The organism is Acinetobacter rongchengensis (assembly GCF_003611475.1).
GTDB classification, from domain to species: Bacteria; Pseudomonadota; Gammaproteobacteria; order Pseudomonadales; family Moraxellaceae; genus Acinetobacter; species Acinetobacter rongchengensis.
The window spans coordinates 21,198-38,807 of record NZ_RAXT01000020.1 but is presented as its reverse complement, the minus strand read 5'-3'; the positions used below and the strand labels follow the sequence as shown (position 1 = coordinate 38,807).

Annotated in this window: 16 protein-coding genes; 8 read left to right on the top strand and 8 right to left on the bottom strand. The window is 38.0% G+C overall.

Annotated elements, in window-relative coordinates; genetic code table 11:
* Positions 1–18: 18 nt before the first annotated feature.
* Positions 19–549: an Mpo1 family 2-hydroxy fatty acid dioxygenase gene (locus D7V20_RS10815; RefSeq protein WP_120384301.1), complete on the top strand. Its 531-nt coding sequence runs from the start codon at positions 19–21 to the stop codon at positions 547–549.
* Positions 550–647: 98 nt separating this feature from the next.
* Here the strand turns inward: D7V20_RS10815 and ychF are convergent, their stop codons facing one another.
* The 7 genes from ychF to D7V20_RS10780 form a co-directional block, all read right to left on the bottom strand.
* Complete coding sequence (gene ychF, locus D7V20_RS10810) at positions 648–1,739, bottom strand: redox-regulated ATPase YchF (RefSeq protein ID WP_120384300.1); 1,092 nt, start codon at positions 1,737–1,739, stop codon at positions 648–650.
* A gap of 258 nt (positions 1,740–1,997) precedes the next feature.
* The gene (locus D7V20_RS10805; protein ID WP_120384299.1) at positions 1,998–2,657 is read right to left on the bottom strand and encodes a methionine ABC transporter permease; all 660 of its coding nucleotides are present in this window, start codon (positions 2,655–2,657) and stop codon (positions 1,998–2,000) included.
* Positions 2,638–3,708, bottom strand: coding sequence for a methionine ABC transporter ATP-binding protein (locus D7V20_RS10800; protein WP_120384298.1), 1,071 nt, complete (start codon positions 3,706–3,708; stop codon positions 2,638–2,640). Before D7V20_RS10800 ends, D7V20_RS10805 begins: the two co-directional genes overlap by 20 nt.
* Before the next feature lie 110 nt (positions 3,709–3,818).
* Positions 3,819–4,682: a MetQ/NlpA family ABC transporter substrate-binding protein gene (locus D7V20_RS10795; protein ID WP_120384297.1), complete on the bottom strand. Its 864-nt coding sequence runs from the start codon at positions 4,680–4,682 to the stop codon at positions 3,819–3,821.
* Positions 4,683–4,718: 36 nt separating this feature from the next.
* Positions 4,719–6,182, bottom strand: a complete 1,464-nt coding sequence (locus D7V20_RS10790) for an LLM class flavin-dependent oxidoreductase (protein ID WP_268877893.1) — start codon at positions 6,180–6,182, stop codon at positions 4,719–4,721.
* A complete protein-coding gene (locus D7V20_RS10785) occupies positions 6,182–7,426 on the bottom strand; it encodes an SfnB family sulfur acquisition oxidoreductase (RefSeq protein WP_120384296.1) in 1,245 nt (414 codons plus the stop codon). Before D7V20_RS10785 ends, D7V20_RS10790 begins: the two co-directional genes overlap by 1 nt.
* A 43-nt stretch (positions 7,427–7,469) precedes the next feature.
* Entirely contained in the window at positions 7,470–8,675 is a 1,206-nt protein-coding gene (locus D7V20_RS10780; RefSeq protein WP_120384295.1) for an SfnB family sulfur acquisition oxidoreductase, read from the bottom strand.
* Positions 8,676–9,053: 378 nt separating this feature from the next.
* On the opposite strand from D7V20_RS10780, the gene D7V20_RS10775 reads away from it, so the two are divergent.
* The 7 genes from D7V20_RS10775 (at position 9,054) to D7V20_RS10745 (ending at position 15,688) form a co-directional block, all read left to right on the top strand.
* The gene (locus tag D7V20_RS10775) at positions 9,054–9,818 is read left to right on the top strand and encodes a glutathione S-transferase family protein (protein WP_120384294.1); all 765 of its coding nucleotides are present in this window, start codon (positions 9,054–9,056) and stop codon (positions 9,816–9,818) included.
* A gap of 168 nt (positions 9,819–9,986) precedes the next feature.
* Positions 9,987–10,361 (top strand): hypothetical protein, encoded by a 375-nt coding sequence (locus D7V20_RS10770; protein WP_120384293.1) that lies wholly within the window; start codon positions 9,987–9,989, stop codon positions 10,359–10,361.
* Positions 10,362–10,493: 132 nt separating this feature from the next.
* Positions 10,494–10,763: a hypothetical protein gene (locus tag D7V20_RS10765; protein ID WP_120384292.1), complete on the top strand. Its 270-nt coding sequence runs from the start codon at positions 10,494–10,496 to the stop codon at positions 10,761–10,763.
* A gap of 306 nt (positions 10,764–11,069) precedes the next feature.
* Complete coding sequence (locus D7V20_RS10760) at positions 11,070–13,709, top strand: bifunctional aconitate hydratase 2/2-methylisocitrate dehydratase (protein ID WP_120384291.1); 2,640 nt, start codon at positions 11,070–11,072, stop codon at positions 13,707–13,709.
* A gap of 58 nt (positions 13,710–13,767) precedes the next feature.
* Positions 13,768–14,487, top strand: a complete 720-nt coding sequence (locus tag D7V20_RS10755) for a hypothetical protein (protein WP_120384290.1) — start codon at positions 13,768–13,770, stop codon at positions 14,485–14,487.
* A gap of 602 nt (positions 14,488–15,089) precedes the next feature.
* The gene (locus D7V20_RS10750; RefSeq protein WP_407923945.1) at positions 15,090–15,293 is read left to right on the top strand and encodes a type II toxin-antitoxin system HicA family toxin; all 204 of its coding nucleotides are present in this window, start codon (positions 15,090–15,092) and stop codon (positions 15,291–15,293) included.
* Positions 15,294–15,295: 2 nt separating this feature from the next.
* Positions 15,296–15,688 carry a type II toxin-antitoxin system HicB family antitoxin gene (locus tag D7V20_RS10745; RefSeq protein WP_120384288.1) on the top strand — a complete coding sequence of 131 codons (393 nt, stop codon included), beginning with the start codon at positions 15,296–15,298 and terminating at the stop codon, positions 15,686–15,688.
* 186 nt (positions 15,689–15,874) lie between these two features.
* On the opposite strand, the gene mqo is transcribed toward D7V20_RS10745, so the two are convergent.
* On the bottom strand, positions 15,875–17,518 hold the full coding sequence (gene mqo / locus D7V20_RS10740; RefSeq protein WP_120384287.1) for a malate dehydrogenase (quinone): 1,644 nt from the start codon (positions 17,516–17,518) through the stop codon (positions 15,875–15,877).
* Positions 17,519–17,610 lie beyond the last annotated feature (92 nt).

The window sequence follows — 17,610 nt, the reverse complement described above, 5'->3', positions numbered from 1 at the left end:
TTTACAAGGACGATTGAAATGTCAAAGCTTGAGCAGTTACTGAGTCAATATGCCGCATACCATTTAGATCATAAAAATATCATGACGCATTTTATTGGTATTCCGATGATTGTATTTTCAATCATGTGTTTAACCGCTAGAGCAGGGGTCATGATCTCAGGTTTTGAACTTACCTTAGCTTCAGTTTTAATTGTGGTAAGTGTGGTTTATTACTTAAGCCTCGATAAAATCTTTGGTCTACTTATGTTAATTATCTTTGCGATTGCATATCCTTTTGCATATAAAATTGCTCAGATGGATACGAGTACTTGGTTGCTATTAAGTATTGGTATTTTTGTGGTGGGTTGGGTATTTCAATTTGTGGGGCATTTTTATGAAAAGAAAAAACCTGCATTTGTTGATGATCTTGTTGGATTAGCCATAGGCCCTTTATTTGTTTTGGCTGAGTTTGTGTTCCTACTGGGTTTACGTAAAGATTTACAAGCGAGAATGTTAGACGCTGCGAAGAAGCAACGTGCTGAAATGGATGCTAAAGCAGTGCATGTTTAAATTGATGATTTAAATTACTAAAAATAAAAATGCCCTGAATGATCAGGGCATTTTTTTGTTTTAACTCACAAATCTATTGAAAAAAATTGATTGAGGGTTTAAACATTAAAACGGAAGTGTAAAACGTCACCGTCTTGAACCACGTAAGTTTTGCCTTCTAAGCGCCATTTACCAGCTTCTTTTGCACCAGCTTCTCCATTGAATTGAATGAAGTCATCATAAGCAATACATTCAGCACGAATAAAACCTTTTTCAAAGTCAGTGTGAATTACACCTGCTGCTTGAGGTGCAGTTGCGCCAACTTTCACCGTCCAAGCACGTACTTCTTGTACGCCTGCTGTGAAGTAAGTTTGTAGGCCAAGCAATGAATAACCTGCACGAATCACCACGTTTAGACCTGGTTCTTCCATACCCAAAGCTTCAAGGAATTCTGCACGATCTTCATCTTCAAGTAGTGAAATTTCAGCTTCGATTTGGTTACATAATGGAACAACGATTGCATTTTCTTCAGCAGCTAATTTTTTAACCGCATCTAAATGTGGATTATTTTCAAAACCATCTTCTGCAACGTTCGCAATATACATGGTTGGTTTTAAAGTCATTAAACCAAAACCACGTACCAATTTACGCTCATCATCATCTAAATCAGCAGCACGAGCAGGCTTGCCTTCATCTAGCAATGGTAAGATTTTGTCTAAAACAGCTTTAGTCGCAAGCGCTTCTTTATCACCACTTTTCGCTGATTTCGCTAAACGTGTGACTGCCTTGGTTACCGTTTCTAAGTCTGCGAGAGCAAGCTCAGTATTGATGGTCGCGATGTCATCTAATGGGTCAATTTTACCATTTACATGGATAACATTTTCGTCTTCAAAACAACGTACAACGTGAGCAATTGCATCAGTTTCACGGATGTTTGCAAGGAATTGGTTACCTAAACCTTCACCCTTAGACGCACCCGCAACTAAACCTGCGATATCGACAAATTCCATGGTTGTTGGAATAACACGCTGTGGTTTTACAATCGCTGTTAATTTGTCTAAACGTGGATCAGGTACAGGTACAATGCCTGTATTGGGTTCAATGGTACAGAATGGGAAGTTTTCCGCAGCAATAGCAGCTTTAGTCAATGCATTGAAAAGTGTAGATTTACCAACGTTCGGCAAGCCGACAATACCGCAATTAAAACCCATGAAGTAACTCACAACGTGTTATATAAAAATTGTTGCTGATTTTACATGAAAGCCATGACAAAGTCAGGTCTAAGGTACAAGTTTTAAATCAGGGCTTATAAAATTGAATAATTTACATCAAATGATTGAATGGCTAGCAAATAAAGTACTGTTAAAGTTATTTAAATCCTTTTTTGAAATTCGGCAAGTTATCAAAGTAAGCGAACTTGCCTTAAATGAAGTAGCAAAACATACGGCAATTTATACAGATGAATGCTCTTAAACCTTCCTTTTATCTAACTGGCTTGCTAAATGGTCACCAAAAGCTTGAATAATCATCACCAATGTAACCAAGACCACAATGACTGCAAACATGATTTGCATATCAAAACGTTGGTAGCCATAACGATAAGCAATATCACCTAAACCGCCAGCACCAATAGCACCTGCAATTGCAGATGAATTAATCATGGTGACAATCGTGACTGTAAAACCAGCCACGATACCCGGCAGAGCTTCAGGTAAAAGCACATGCCAAATAATTTGCTTACGATTACAGCCCATCGCTTGAGCTGCTTCAATTAAGCCCTGATCAACTTCACGTAAACTCACCTCAGCGATACGGGCAAAGAAAGGTGTAGCAGCAAGTGATAAAGGCACGACAGCCGCCCAAACACCATAACTCGTTCCTACAATCCAACGTGTTAGAGGAATGAGTGCAACCATTAAAATTAAAAAAGGAACAGAACGAGTAATATTAATGATAGAGCCTAAAATATGATGAATTTTCTGAGAAGGATAGATGCCTTGTTCAGATGTATTCACCAAAATCACTGCCAAAGGCAAACCAATCAAAAATGCAATAAATGCAGATACACTGACCATCAATAAGGTATCAATGGTACCAGTCAACAGTAAATCAATGAGTTGGTCGTGCATAGCCTAATACCTCTATTTGTGCAATGTGATGTTTTAATTGTTCTCGGAGCGATCGGATATCTAAATCTGTTTGAGCTGTGGCAATGATCAAATGACCAATCAAATGATTTTGAATATTGTCGACATGGCTTTGGTATAAATGTACTGATTTCTCAAAAATTTGAAAAATTTGAGCTAAGTCGGGTGAATGTTTCGGATCCGTTTCATAGCGCAATTTTAAAATTGTATGTGTTGAATGATCTTGTAATTCAGCATCCACAGGGAAAGGTAGATCAAGTTGTTCGAGATTTAATAACTCTTGTGTAATTTTCTGTTCAGGACGAGAAAATACAGACCAAACTTGCCCAGCTTCTACAATTTCACCCTGTTCAATCACTACAACCTGATCACAAATTTCACGAATGACTTGCATTTCATGGGTAATTAAAACAATGGTAATGCCCAATTCACGATTAATTTTTTTCAATAAAGCTAAGACGACTGAGGTGCTTTCAGGGTCAAGTGCCGAGGTAGCTTCATCACACAGTAAAATTTCAGGATGATGCACTAAAGCACGTGCAATACCAACACGTTGCTTTTGACCACCAGAAAGTTGTGAAGGGTAGTTGTGTGCTTTATTGTCCAATCCAACCCATTGCAAAACTTCATTTACACGGCTTTCTATTTCAGTTTGATCAAGATTGGCAATTTTTAATGGAAGAGCAACATTTTCCCACACAGTTTTGGCAGACATTAAATTGAAATGCTGGAAAATCATGCCAATTTTTTGCCGAATTTGAATCAGTTCAGCATGATTAGCCGCTGATAAATCCTGTTGACCAATATGAATGCTTCCCTCAGAAATGCTTTCTAAGCCATTCAATGTTCGAATAAGCGATGATTTTCCTGCACCACTTTTTCCTATGATGCCAAAAATCTTCCCTTGTGGAATATCGAGATTAATATTCTTTAATGCATGTATCTGTTGATTTTGTCCATCATAATATTTACTCAAATTACGAATTTTGATATGCGGGACTGAAAAATCAACCTGTGAACCGAAACTCACCATTTTAATTGTCCTTATTTATTCATTTAAATGCCTTTCATTCACTTATTTGCTGTGTTTGTATTGCATCGCTGTACAGAATGAAAGGCATGAAAAGCCATGATTTCTAATCTTTATTTCCAGCCTGGGAACCAAAGATTTGCACCAATATCACTATTCAAAGCCTGTTTTACTTTGTCAGAAGTTTGGTAAATTTTAATAAACTCTTGTAAATGCTTGGCTTTTTCAGGGTGTTTTTGCTCATAGTCATCTTTCACAACAAATAAAATGGCATAGCGTGTATTGGTATTGTCATCCAATAACAATGCTTTATTTGGATCGATGGTTTTAGCAAGACGTAGGTACAGCGGGTAACTAAACACGAGATCAGCATCGTCAACAGCACGAGCCGTTTGTGGGCCTTCAACTTCAATAAATTTAAAGTTTTTAGGGTTAGCCGTGATGTCTTGCAGATTGGATAAATGGTTGTTTGGATCTTTTAAAGTGATTAATTTCGCTTGTTGTAATAAAAGTAAGGCACGGCCTTGATTCACAGGATCATTGGGAATAACCACACGTGCATGCTCAGGCACAGCATCCAATGAATCATATTTTTTTGAATACAATCCCACATGTGTTGCGACACCTACATTGAGCGGCTTAAGTTTAAAATCAGTCTCTTTTAAGGCATTGCTGAGAAAGGGTTGATGTTGAAAATAGTTGGCATCGATATCACCATGATTCAAAGTAATATTTGGTGTATTCCAGTCTGAAAATTCAACCAGTTTAACGTTGATCCCTTGTTTCTTCGCTTCATCCACAGCGACTTGCAATGGTTTTGCAAAGGGAGGACTAATACCAATCGTAATAATTTCTGAGGCTGATTTTTTATGTTGGTTCCAGTAAAAAAGCCCTGCAATTACGGCAATAATGACAATGCCAAGAATAATAAATTTATGCTTCGAAGCATTGTTGGTGATTGAATTTGTTTGTGTCATGTGATGACCCCTTATAAATTAAATTTTTAAAGTTGTTTAAGCGCTTTGCTTGGATAAGTCGAATTGTTGTGCTTTTGATTGCTTTGGGTTTTGACATCGGAAATGAGCGGCAGGGTGCTGCGCCGTTAAATGATCCCCATTTTTGAAAATTTTATTTCTCAAAGAACCTTGGTGGTATTCTGTTTTAAATCGACCACGTTGCTGTAATTCAGGAATAACAAAATCAATAAAATCATGATGTGACTCAGGTGCAACAGTACGTGTTAGGTTAAAACCATCAATCCCCGTTTCATCCATCAACTGAATTAATTGTTCAGCGACAGTTTCACCACTACCGACAATCAGTGGATAACGCCCCCCTAAAATATGTTGTGCTTTTAAGTCGTTAGGCGTGATTTTCTTTTCCTTAAACTTGTGATTGACAGAGGCAATACTATTGGTCTGTTGGTAAGGAATGGCTTCATCATCGGCGTATTTCGATAGGTCGATACCCACAGAGCTTGAGTAATGTGCCAAACCTGCTTCAGGACTTGCATAGCGGATATATTCAGCCAACTTTTGTTGTGCCAATAGATCTGTTTCAGCAGTCACAACGGTAATGCCAACAAAGATTTTTACATCTTCAGGCTGACGACCTTGCTGGATCGCTAGTTCACGGATTTTATTTACCTGCTGTTTAATTTTTTCAGGTTGATCACCACCAATAAAGACACATTCTGCATGGCGTGTTGAAAAAGCCAATCCACGTGGTGAAGCACCTGCTTGGAACAATACTGGTGTTCGTTGCGGAGAAGGAGACACTTGAAATACGCCTTCGCTTTGGTAAAAACGCCCATGATGCTGAATTGAATGAACTTTGCTTGGATCTGTGAAAATACGTTTTTGCTTATCTTTTAATACCGCATCATTCTCCCAAGAACCTTCCCAAAACTTGTAGCAAAGTTCTATAAACTCTTCAGCCTGTTCATAGCGTAAATCGTGGTCTTTTAAACCTTTTTGACCGATTAAGCGTTCAGCACTGTCTAAGTAACCTGTGACAATATTCCAGCCAATACGCCCTTGAGTCAGATGATCTAAACTGCCAAAACGACGTGCAAATTGATAAGGTGTTTCATAACTTAAATTTACGGTTACTCCAAAACCTAAATTCTGTGTGACTGAAGCCATAGCAGAAACCAAAGTAGCAGGGTCGTGGCTTGGGAGTTGAATCGATTCTCTAAGCGTTAAATCGATACCATTTTGATAGACATCGTAAGTACCTGTGATATCTGCAATAAATAAACCATCAAACAGACCACGTTCTAAAGTTTTGGCTAAATCTATCCAATAATTTAACTCATTAAAACGATGTGACTCATCTCGTGGATGGGCCCATAAACCATGATTGATGTGTCCTACACTGTTCATATCAAAGGCATTTAGAAGGATCTTTTTCTTGGTATTGTTTCTTTCACGGTTAATTTTGCTTTTGATTTCAGTATTTTGAATAGGATGACTCATTACAATGTTCCTCGGCGTGGTGGAAGAATATTGTTCAAGACATAATTTCCAATAAAATAATATTTCCAGCGAGAAGCATCATGTAGCGTATGTACACGTGCATTACGCCAATGACGGTCTAAGCCATCTGCACGTTGGCTACCACGACTTCCTGCCAGTTCAATCAGTTTTGATGAGGCTTTCAAGGCTGTTTCGGTACTATGCGCACGGACTTTGGCAACATCTATTGAGGCTTTGGCAATATTTTCAGTGGTTGGATGCGGTTTTGCTGCATCAATAGCGTGTGCTGCTTGCTTTAATAGCACTTCGCTCGCTCGTACATCCGCAGCCACTTTTCCAATTTCATAAATGGTTAAAGGGTCTTGGTCGGCACGTTCTACATTGGCATCAATCCATGCGCGTGCTTGTTTGACACGTTGTAGCGTTTCTTCAAACGCAGCTCTTGCAATCCCTGTTTCAATGGCTGCATGCATTATTTGTGCAAAGGGCCCCACCAATGTCGGTTCTGAAAAAGCACGATCAAAGACAATCACATCTTCAGCATCGACAAAGACCTGATTAAATTTGACAGTACCACTGCCTGTGGTTTTTTGCCCGAAACCAGACCAATCATTAATACGCTGTAAGCCTTGCGCATCGGATGGAATAAAAGCTAAATATTCACGATCATTGGCATCGCGTACAAGGGTGGGAATACGATGTGCGAAAAGACTGCCTGTGCAATAAAACTTTTCCCCATTCACTTCAAAACCTTGTTTATCGCCACGTGTAACTTGGGTAATTTGCGTGTGTTTTTGCGCCGCAGTTTTAGTTTTAAATTCAGCCAAAGCATTACCAAAGCGCGCACCTTTTAATACTTCGCTATAGAGTTTTTGCTTTTGCGTATCTGTACCTGTATTGCGCAATACTTCTAAGGCATAAAAATGATTTTGTGGAATTTGTCCAATTGAGCCATCTGCACCACTAAACAGGGCAATTATTTTTGCAACAGTATAACTAGATACATCAGCACCGCCGTATTGTTTTGGAACGGTAATGGCCCATAAACCTGATTGGCTAAATGCTTCAATTTCTTCAAAAGGAAGCTCACGTGTGGTATCACGCAAGACTGCATTGAGTTTAAATTGTTGACTGAGTTGTGCTGCAATTTCCAATGCCTCAGCATCAGACTGGATAATATGTGCCTGCGCAAAAGCTGCATTTTCTGCATCTAAAACTTTATGAATATCTTGATAAGTTGTCATGTTATTTTCCTTGAATGTTTGTTTTGCCTGTTAAAACTGACGATTAAATCCACGCATGTCTTTGATCTTGCGTGCCATTCAAATAAAAATGACCAATTGCATAATGTTTCCAGCGCACAGGATCATGCAGGGTATGCACACGTGCATTACGCCAATGTTGATCTAAATTGTGAATTTCCAAACTGGAGCGACTACCACCTAATTCCAGAAGTTTTTCTGAAATCTGTAGTGCTGCATCATTGGCATAGACTTTGGCTTCAGCCACGATAATCGATGCTTTACTGGCTTGCTCTGGACTGACAATGTCTTGTGAATCAAGTTGATCGAGATATTCTGCAGCTTCATCTAGCAGTAGGATTGCTGTATTCAGCAAAATATCGAGTTTGCCCACTTCTTGTAGGGTATAAGCTTCAAAACTGGCTTTTTCGACATTGGCATCCACAATTGGACGTGCTTTATGAATTGCGGATAAGGTGTCTGCAAATGCTGCTTCAGCAATTCCAACATCGATTGCAACTTGAATGAGTTGAGAATATGCACCACGATATTTACGCGGGTCAGTTAGTGGTGCTTCATCCATAATCAGATCAGGATTGACCACCACATTTTTTAGTTTGACTGTTCCACTTGCGGTCGTTCGTTGCCCAAAACCGTCCCAATCATTGACGATTTCAACTCCTTCAGCTTGCGCATCTATAATATTTAAAACAGTTTTACCAGTTGAATCGATGGCACGAATCGCAAGCCAATCCGCAAATGATGCACCTGTAGAATAAAACTTTTCACCATTTAATAGATATTGACCGTTGATTTGATCTAAACGTGTAGCAATGGTTTTACTGTCTTTGCTATTGCGCTCTGGCCCACCATTGGCGAGGCGTTTGCCTTTTAAAATTTCGCTATAAATAAACTGTTTTTGCTTTTGATTGGCAATACTTTCAATCGCATTGAGTAGACCAAACTGATTCTGAGGAATCTGCCCAACACTGGCATCTGCTTTTGATAAAATACGGAAAACATGCACCAAGGTCAGATTGGAAACAGCAGCGCCGCCGTATTTTTTGGCAATACGAATTCCGCCTAATCCTTTCAGGCTCAATTGCTCAATTACATCGTGAGGTAAAATACGGCGTTGATCACGTTGATTTCGTTCAATCAAAGCAAAATCTGCAACTTGGTAAGCGGCATTTAAAGCTTGTTGATCGTTTTCGATCACAAAAGCTTGCTGAGATGTGTTTAAACTAGACATATTGGCACCATTCAGTTGATACCAAAACGCTAAGCAATATTGCGGTAAAAATTAAACGAAGTATTGTGCTTAACTTATCTAAAAAATTTTAAAATATAAAAAATGCAAATCAATGCATAAAATTTGATAATACATATTACTGATTTATAATAATTTATTTTAAAATGTTTAAGCTGGGTATGATGTTTGAGGTGTTTGATTATCACATTGCTGCATATCGTTTAAATAAACTGATATATAAAATGCATAACAAGTTTGAAGAAGTGACATGGTAAATGAATAAAAAGGACATTGTAATTTACCCGATGAATGTCTAAAGTACACCGAATTACTGGGGATTTTCTAAGGTTCTGATTAAAAGAATAATATGGAGACTACATGCGCACGTTATACCAATTTCCTCTATCACACTTCTGTGAAAAAGCACGTTGGTTGTTGGATCATAAAGAACTCGATTATGTTGCGCAGAATTTAATTCCTGGTGTACATCGTGCATTTGCTCAATTAAAAACAGGGCAAAATAAACTGCCTATTCTTAAAGATGGCGAACAATATATTGCAGATTCAACACAAATTGCTTTGTATCTTGATGAGGTTTATCCTGAACATCGTTTACTTCGTTCTGATGCTATTTTACGTGAACAAGCTTTAACGATTAATGAGATTGCCAACGAATTAGGGCTACACGTAAGACGTTGGGGCTTGGCACATGCCTTGGCTGAAAGTGATGAGTCTTTAGATATTATGATTGGTGAAAAAGGCTATTTACGCCAATTCGAGAAATTCTCAAAGCCGATTTTAAAAACCCTAGTGTCTAAAAGTTATCAACTGAATAAAGAAAAAGTTGAAGAGTCAAAATTGATTATGGATCAGATTATTGTCGATCTAAATCAAAAACTGATTGAAAATGAATGCCGATATTTGGTCGGTGACCGCCTAGGACTTGCAGATATTGCGGTGTGTTCAATGTTGTCGCCATTATTAGAATTACCTACAACTCCATGGGAAAGAGAGCATTCTGAAACAACTTCGGGTGAGGTATTCGCATATACGCAATACTTATTGGATCTGCCATTGGGGCAGTACGTAAAAAGAGTATATACAACAGAACGCAATGCACGTGTTGACTGGCGTGGTATTTAAAGATGGTTTGAGCCTTGGTTGCGAGTATTGTTATTAAGAATTTTAATAAATAATTGTTTTTAAATGTAAAAAATAAATCCTAGGTCAGTTAAAGCTGTGATTAAAAGCAAGAAAATCTTCAAATTTGCTAGAAATTAAGTATGATAGGGCTGATTTGGAGATTTTTTAATGCAGAAGTTCGTAATTTTAGGTGCAATTAGCACAGTGTTACTCATGGCAGGTTGTGCTGAGAAAAAACCTGCAACTCCTGAAGAAATTTGGAAAGGTTATTGTACCAGTATCGGTAATGCGGCACGTTCAATTACACTTGATCGTCAGAATGGGATTACCCATAAAGAAGCTGTTGATTATGCGAATAAAGTTACAGATCCGATGACCAAGCAATTTGTGACTGAATATTTAGAAAAAATCTATGCAATGCCTGATGCTGAGCTAAAAGCAGATAGAGATGCGGTACAAAGCAAATTTAAGCAACAAGCTTTCGAACAGTGTCTAAACACACCGCATGACCCGAATAAAATGCCTGATTACAAACCGTTCTAATGAACGGTTTTTTTATATTATAGATAATGAAAAATCACATATCTTTAACCACAAAAAATGATTAGCATAAAAAGTGAAAAGCATATATAAAATATAGAAATAGAAAATAAAAAGTAGCAAAGGAGCGGTAAAATGGAAGTTGTTGCATATTTACATAATGCGGATTTGCTCTTGGAAGACGAACAAGGTGTCGTGGTGATTGGTGGAAGTCACTATGTCTTAAGCTTAGGCGACCAAGTTTTCTTTCAGCAAGCCATTGACCAACAAGCTAAATTATACCAAGTCAAAATTTCCTTCGCATGTGCAGATCATGCCATGTTACATGAGGACGAAGTGCAAATGAAATTTGAAGGTTGTCGTGACGATTTTCAAAACTATATCAACAACACAACTGTCCACTAAGGTTGAATATTCTCGGTAAGAAAAGCATGGCAACATTTATGTTGCCATTTTTATGCCTACAAAATGTCGTTAAAAGTAAAGCTGATTTAGTACTAGGTTATAAAATATGATGGCTTTGAATTTGAAATAAGTGTTGAACATGAGTGACAGATATTTATTTACAAAATAATGGTCATCACGAATAAACACGAAGTTTGCATTAACTTTTGACTTGATTTTTAGTAAAATTTGACAGTCCATATTGCCCGTGAAGCTTTTGACAAGCTGGAATTCACAGGTAATTTTTTTAAAAAGAGGAATAACACCGTGCTAGAAGCTTACCGCCAACACGTTGCAGAACGTGCCGCACTCGGAGTCCCACCGAAGCCACTTGATGATGCTCAGACTGCTGAACTGGTTGAATTATTAAAAAATCCACCAGCAGGCGAAGAGGCGTTTTTAGTTGATTTGCTTGAAAATCGTGTTCCTGCTGGTGTTGACCAAGCTGCTTATGTTAAAGCTGCTTTCTTAACTGCAGTTGCTAAAGGTGAAACAACTTCTCCATTAGTTTCTAAAGAACGTGCGGTTTACTTACTAGGTACTATGCTTGGTGGTTATAACGTAGCACCTTTAGTTGAATTACTTGATGATGCTGCACTTGCTGGTTTAGCTGCAGAAGCATTAAAGAAAACTCTTCTTGTATTTGATGCGTTCCATGACGTTGCTGAAAAAGCAAAAGCAGGTAATGCAAATGCGCAAGCAGTAATGCAATCTTGGGCTGATGCTGAATGGTTCACTAGCCGCAAAGATGTTCCTGAAGAAATTAAGCTTACAGTTTTCAAAGTAACTGGCGAAACGAATACTGACGACTTGTCACCTGCACAAGACGCGTGGAGCCGTCCAGATATTCCATTACATGCAAATGCAATGTTGAAAAACGTACGTGATGGTATCAACCCAGAAGTTCCTGGGGAAGTTGGTCCATTAAACCAAATCAAAGAATTGATCGCGAAAGGCAACCAAGTTGCTTACGTAGGTGATGTTGTTGGTACGGGTTCATCTCGTAAATCTGCAACAAACTCTGTGCTTTGGTTCTTTGGTGATGAGATTGCTCACATTCCGAACAAAAAAGACGGTGGTTACTGCTTAGGTTCTAAAATTGCTCCGATTTTCTTCAACACCATGGAAGATGCTGGTGCATTACCTGTAGAGATCGACGTTGCGAACATGAACATGGGCGACGAAATCGTTCTTAAGATCGATCATGCTGCTGCTAAAGTGACTGCGTTCAAAGCAGGCGAGCAAATCGCTGAATCTGAATTGAAAACTCCAGTTCTTCTAGACGAAGTACGTGCTGGCGGTCGTATTAACTTGATCGTTGGTCGTGGCTTGACTGCAAAAGCACGTGAAGCTTTAGGTCTTCCAGCTTCTACTTTATTCCGTGCTCCAGTTCAACCTGAAAACACTGGTAAAGGTTTTACTCAAGCTCAAAAAATGGTTGGTCGCGCTTGTGGTCTTCCAGAAGGTCAAGGTGTTCGTCCAGGTACTTACTGTGAACCGAAGATGACGACTGTTGGTTCGCAAGATACCACTGGTCCGATGACTCGTGACGAATTGAAAGACTTGGCTTGCTTAGGTTTCTCTGCTGACCTTGTTATGCAATCTTTCTGTCACACTGCTGCGTATCCAAAACCAGTTGACGTTCAAATGCAACACACGCTTCCTGATTTCATCATGAACCGTGGTGGTGTTTCTTTACGTCCAGGTGACGGTATTATCCACTCTTGGTTAAACCGTATGCTTCTTCCAGATACTGTTGGTACTGGTGGTGACTCACATACACGTTTCCCAATTGGTATTTCATTCCCAGCGGGTTCTGGTCTAGTTGCGTTTGCTGCTGCGACTGGTGTTATGCCGTTGGATATGCCTGAATCTGTACTTGTGAAATTCAAAGGTAAAATGCAACCTGGTATCACTTTACGTGACCTCGTACATGCGATTCCTTACTATGCAATCAAAGAAGGTGACTTAACTGTAGAGAAGAAAGGTAAGAAAAACATCTTCTCTGGTCGTATTTTAGAAATCGACTTAACAGAAATGGAAACTGACTTAACTGTAGAACAAGCATTCGAACTTTCTGATGCTTCAGCTGAACGTTCTGCTGCAGGTTGTTCAATCACACTTTCTGAAGAGAAAGTTGCTGAATACTTGAACTCTAACATCACAATGTTGAAGTGGATGATCTCTCAAGGCTATGGCGATGCTCGTACTATGGCGCGCCGTGTAGAGAACATGGAAAAATGGTTAGCGAATCCATCACTTCTTAAAGCTGATGCAGATGCTGAATATACGAAAGTGTATGAAATCGATCTTGCTGACATCAAAGAACCTGTTCTTTGCTGCCCGAACGATCCAGATGACGCTAAACTTCTTTCTGACGTTCAAGGCGTTAAGATTGATGAAGTATTCGTTGGTTCATGTATGACGAATATCGGTCACTTCCGTGCTGCTGGTAAATTACTGGATAAAGTACCAGGTGGTTCATTGTCTACTCGTTTATGGTTGGCTCCACCAACGCGTATGGACGAGCACCAATTGATGGAAGAAGGTTTCTATAACATTTATGGTAAAGCTGGCGCGCGTACTGAAATGCCAGGTTGTTCATTATGTATGGGTAACCAAGCACGTGTAGCACCGAATACCACTTGTGTATCTACTTCTACGCGTAACTTCCCGAACCGTTTAGGTCAAGGTGCAAACGTTTACTTAGCTTCTGCTGAACTTGCTTCTGTAGCTGCAGTATTGGGTAAATTACCTTCTCCTGAAGAGTATCAACAATATGCTGCTCAAATTGACAGCATGTCTGCTGACATCTACCAATACTTGAACTTCGACAAGATGGGCGAGTATACAGATGCTGCTAAAGACATCGATACGAAGAAAATTGCTGCTGCTCAATTGTCTTAATTGAATAAGTAGTTGAAAATAAGGGCTGATTATTCAGCCCTTATTTTTGATAACAATTATGTCTAATTTTAACATTTTAAATTTATTTAAATTACTGAATGAAAATCAAGGTGTGGTGAGTTTAGCTATTTTTTTAGTTACATTACTCTTTGGCTGGTTTTCAGGCATTTTTGGTGCGCTAAGAAAGAGACCAAAATTTAAAATTGATATTATTGATGGACCTTCATTTTGTTGTACTTTTAATAATGGAAATGAATTTAATGGTCATGATACTCATATAACAGCATTTGCATTATATTTAAATATTGCAAATATTGGTTCAGCCCCATCGAGTATTCATAGAATATACATAGGTTATCATCACGATATAGATCGAATAGGTATTGATTGGCTAAAATATAAAATATTTTGGTTTTGGCTGGAAAAAGAAACAGTAATAAGCGAAGATTTCCGTGTAGATATTGGGAATAATAATATAAAAGTATTTCCATTTCTGACCCAGAAAAATAATTTATCACCAGTGAAGATCGATAAATTTTTAGAAGTGGGCAAGTCTACTAATGGTATTGTTTATTTTGAACAAGAGGAAAGTTGGGGGACATATTTTCCATTCCTTAATCATGGAAAAGTAGAAATTAAAGTGAAAATTTCTGATGTTTTTGGAAATTATCACTCAAGGAAATTTAAAATTGATTTATTAACTTTAGATGATGCTAAAAAGTTTAACCCTGCTTTTGGTAATACATATACTGAAATATCAAGAAATAGAAGTACTTGAAATACAACCTTAGATTATTGTGTAGTTAATTTAACGATATATTCAAACAATCCCGATTCCTCTGTATAAATGCAAAGACCAAGGCTAGAGCTTTGTCTGTGTTGAAAATGGGGATTAAGTAAGTAATTTACAGACTCAAATTTTACAATTCGAGATCATTTTTTCGACTTATAAAATTTTTCAAATGCATTTATATCTCTTATCCATGGTGATATTGTTTCTAAACTAGAGTTATTTATATTCTGTAATAATATAAGTCATGAAGATGAATATTTAGTTTTTTTGATTTTTTCCTGATAATTTTTTATAAATTTAAGTTCTAAACACGCCCTTGGACTGCTTTCATATCATAGCTTGAATATTGTGAGTATTTATCTAATATTCGAGTGATATCTTTTTTCATTATTCCAATAATAACCCCCCCATAAGCCCTGATTTACAATCAATCAATTTTTTAGGTAGATGCCGAATGGGAACAAACCCAAAATGGTTTAATGCTCCTGCTTGGTAAAACTTATAACCGTCGAAAGGTGATTTTTTTCACATAGAAATATACGTTAACACATAATAAGAGCAAAAATTATGCAACATTGCATAAGGTTGTGTATAATTACACAATGAATAGTAAAGACATTATTAAGCGTCTTGAGCAGGAAGGTTGGTACAAAGTGGGCGGAAAAGGTGACCATGAAAAGTACAAACACCCTGAAAAATCTGGGCATGTCGTTGTTCCTCATCCGAGGAAAGATATACCGATTGGTACTCTACGCAATATATATAAACAAGCTGGTTGGGAGTGGAGGTAAATATGTTATATCCAGTATATGTTCATAAAGATGAAAATACTGCATACGGGTTAACTTTCCCTGACTTTGATGGGTGTTTTAGTGCTGCAGATGAAATGCAAGACATTCCGCAGATGGTACAAGAAGCTGTAGAGCTTTATTTCGAGGGTGAGGACATGGCATTACCTCAACCATCAAGCCCTGAACAATGGTTAGGTGATGATCGTTTTGAAGGTGGTTATTGGTTATTGGTAAATATCGATACATCCAAGATCAACACAAAGTCAATTCGAATTAATATCAGTATGTCTGAATCTTTAGTCAATCGTATTGATGCTGTCGCTAAAAAACAACATTTGAGCCGTTCTGCATTTTTAGCCAAGAGCGCAGAATTAGCTTTAAGCGATGAATATTAATAATATCAACGACCCACTTCGGTGGGTTTTTTAATGCTCCTATACGTCCTATCACTTGTGAATTGTTTAACCATACCTACATTTAAATATTTTAGAGGTTATGCTAAGAACCGTAAAAATAATGAAAAGATACTCACACCATAAAAAGATGAGCCTAAGCTCATCTTTTTAATCTACACATTTTGATTAATTCGCATTCGCCACAGCAGGCGCTGTTGCCGTTGCATCATTAGCAGCTTTACGAGTAGGCGTATAATTTAAACCTAAAGTCGCACTGGTATAAGTACGCACTTGATCAAGTAGAGCAGGGTTAGTTCCTAAATCTTGCCCATAAGATTGGACGATTTCATGTAACTTCGGATTCCACTTACCTTTGACTTGTTCAGGGAAAGCCTTCTCCATCAAACTCAACATAATATAAGGAGAAGTCGAAGCACCTGGAGAAGCGCCAAGTAGGGCAGTTACAGAACCATCTTGAGAAGCAAAAATTTCAGTACCAAACTGTAAAGTCGCTTCTTTACCTGGAGCTTTCTTGATGATCTGAACACGCTGACCACCTTGATTCAATTTCCAATCTTCAATTTTAGCCTCAGGATAATATTTTTTAAGCTCATTAAACTGATCTTGTTTTGACATCGCCACTTGGCTAATTAAATATTCAACTAAATCTAAGTTTTCAATACCAATTGTTGCCATAGGAATTACGTTATTTTTATTGGTCGCATCAATTAAATCAAACTGAGAACCATGTTTAAGGAACTTGTTCGAATAAGTTGCAAATGGCCCAAACAATACATATTTTTTGCCATCAATATAACGCGTATCAATGTGTGGTACAGACATCGGAGGTGCACCTAATTCAGGCTTACCATATACTTTTGCAGTGTGTTGCGCTGTGACCGCTGGATTATCAGTCATAAGGAAAATACCACCAATAGGGAAGCCTGCATATTGTTTGGTTTCTTCTAAACCAGTCATTTGCAATAATCTGATTGCAGCACCGCCTGCGCCAATAAATACATGACGGGTTTTAACATGACTTTCAGCATTGGTTTTTAGATTCTTAAATGAAACTGTCCACGTTTTATCAGAATTTTGGCTAATACCCGTGACCTCAGTTGATGTCTCAAGTTTAAAATTAGCCTGTTTTTTCAAATGATCCACCAATTGTGTGGTAATAGAACCATAATTTACATCTGAACCTACATCCATACGAGTCGCAGCAACTTTCTGATTGGCATCACGTCCTTGCATGACAAGTGGTGCCCATTGCTTAATTTCAGCAGGATTTTCTGTGTATTTTAACCCTTCAAACATTGGGCTTTGAATCATGGCGTCATAACGTTTTTTCATATAATTGACGTTATCGCCCCAAACAAATGCAATGTGCGGAACAGGATTAATAAAACTAGTCGGTTGACCGAGTACGCCATTTTTAACCTGATAAGCCCAAAATTGCTTACTCACTTCAAACTGAGAAGCTGTATCGATGGCTTTTTTAATATCAACTTTACCGTCTTTTTCAGGGGTATAGTTCATTTCCATAAAGCCTGAATGCCCTGTACCTGCATTGTTCAAACCTTTTGAACTTTCTTGACCGACTTGATCCAAACGCTCATACATACGTACTTGCCATGAGGGTTCCAATTCACTCAAATAAGTTCCCAAGGTTGCACTCATAATACCGCCACCGATCAGGACCACATCCACTACGGGTTCATCGGCTTTGGTACTTACAGAACTAGACGCGATAGGTCTGAATAAAAATAGCAATCCGATCACAAATAGAAGAGCAATAATGATAAGTAGATATTTAAAGAATTTCTTCATAGTTATTCCTTTTTTACTTCAATTTATTGTTAAATAATAATGTACAAAATAAGTAAATATAGTGAACTTGTGTAAATGATTTTTTAGTTATG

What these genes read in the sequence shown, in the direction of transcription:
- D7V20_RS10815 (WP_120384301.1), top strand. Translation starts at nt 19, where the DNA reads ATGTCAAAGCTTGAGCAGTTACTGAGTCAATATGCCGCATACCATTTA.
- ychF (WP_120384300.1), bottom strand. Translation starts at nt 1,739, where the DNA reads ATGGGTTTTAATTGCGGTATTGTCGGCTTGCCGAACGTTGGTAAATCT.
- D7V20_RS10805 (WP_120384299.1), bottom strand. Translation starts at nt 2,657, where the DNA reads ATGCACGACCAACTCATTGATTTACTGTTGACTGGTACCATTGATACC.
- D7V20_RS10800 (WP_120384298.1), bottom strand. Translation starts at nt 3,708, where the DNA reads ATGGTGAGTTTCGGTTCACAGGTTGATTTTTCAGTCCCGCATATCAAA.
- D7V20_RS10795 (WP_120384297.1), bottom strand. Translation starts at nt 4,682, where the DNA reads ATGACACAAACAAATTCAATCACCAACAATGCTTCGAAGCATAAATTT.
- D7V20_RS10790 (WP_268877893.1), bottom strand. Translation starts at nt 6,182, where the DNA reads ATGAGTCATCCTATTCAAAATACTGAAATCAAAAGCAAAATTAACCGT.
- D7V20_RS10785 (WP_120384296.1), bottom strand. Translation starts at nt 7,426, where the DNA reads ATGACAACTTATCAAGATATTCATAAAGTTTTAGATGCAGAAAATGCA.
- D7V20_RS10780 (WP_120384295.1), bottom strand. Translation starts at nt 8,675, where the DNA reads ATGTCTAGTTTAAACACATCTCAGCAAGCTTTTGTGATCGAAAACGAT.
- D7V20_RS10775 (WP_120384294.1), top strand. Translation starts at nt 9,054, where the DNA reads ATGCGCACGTTATACCAATTTCCTCTATCACACTTCTGTGAAAAAGCA.
- D7V20_RS10770 (WP_120384293.1), top strand. Translation starts at nt 9,987, where the DNA reads ATGCAGAAGTTCGTAATTTTAGGTGCAATTAGCACAGTGTTACTCATG.
- D7V20_RS10765 (WP_120384292.1), top strand. Translation starts at nt 10,494, where the DNA reads ATGGAAGTTGTTGCATATTTACATAATGCGGATTTGCTCTTGGAAGAC.
- D7V20_RS10755 (WP_120384290.1), top strand. Translation starts at nt 13,768, where the DNA reads ATGTCTAATTTTAACATTTTAAATTTATTTAAATTACTGAATGAAAAT.
- D7V20_RS10745 (WP_120384288.1), top strand. Translation starts at nt 15,296, where the DNA reads ATGTTATATCCAGTATATGTTCATAAAGATGAAAATACTGCATACGGG.
- mqo (WP_120384287.1), bottom strand. Translation starts at nt 17,518, where the DNA reads ATGAAGAAATTCTTTAAATATCTACTTATCATTATTGCTCTTCTATTT.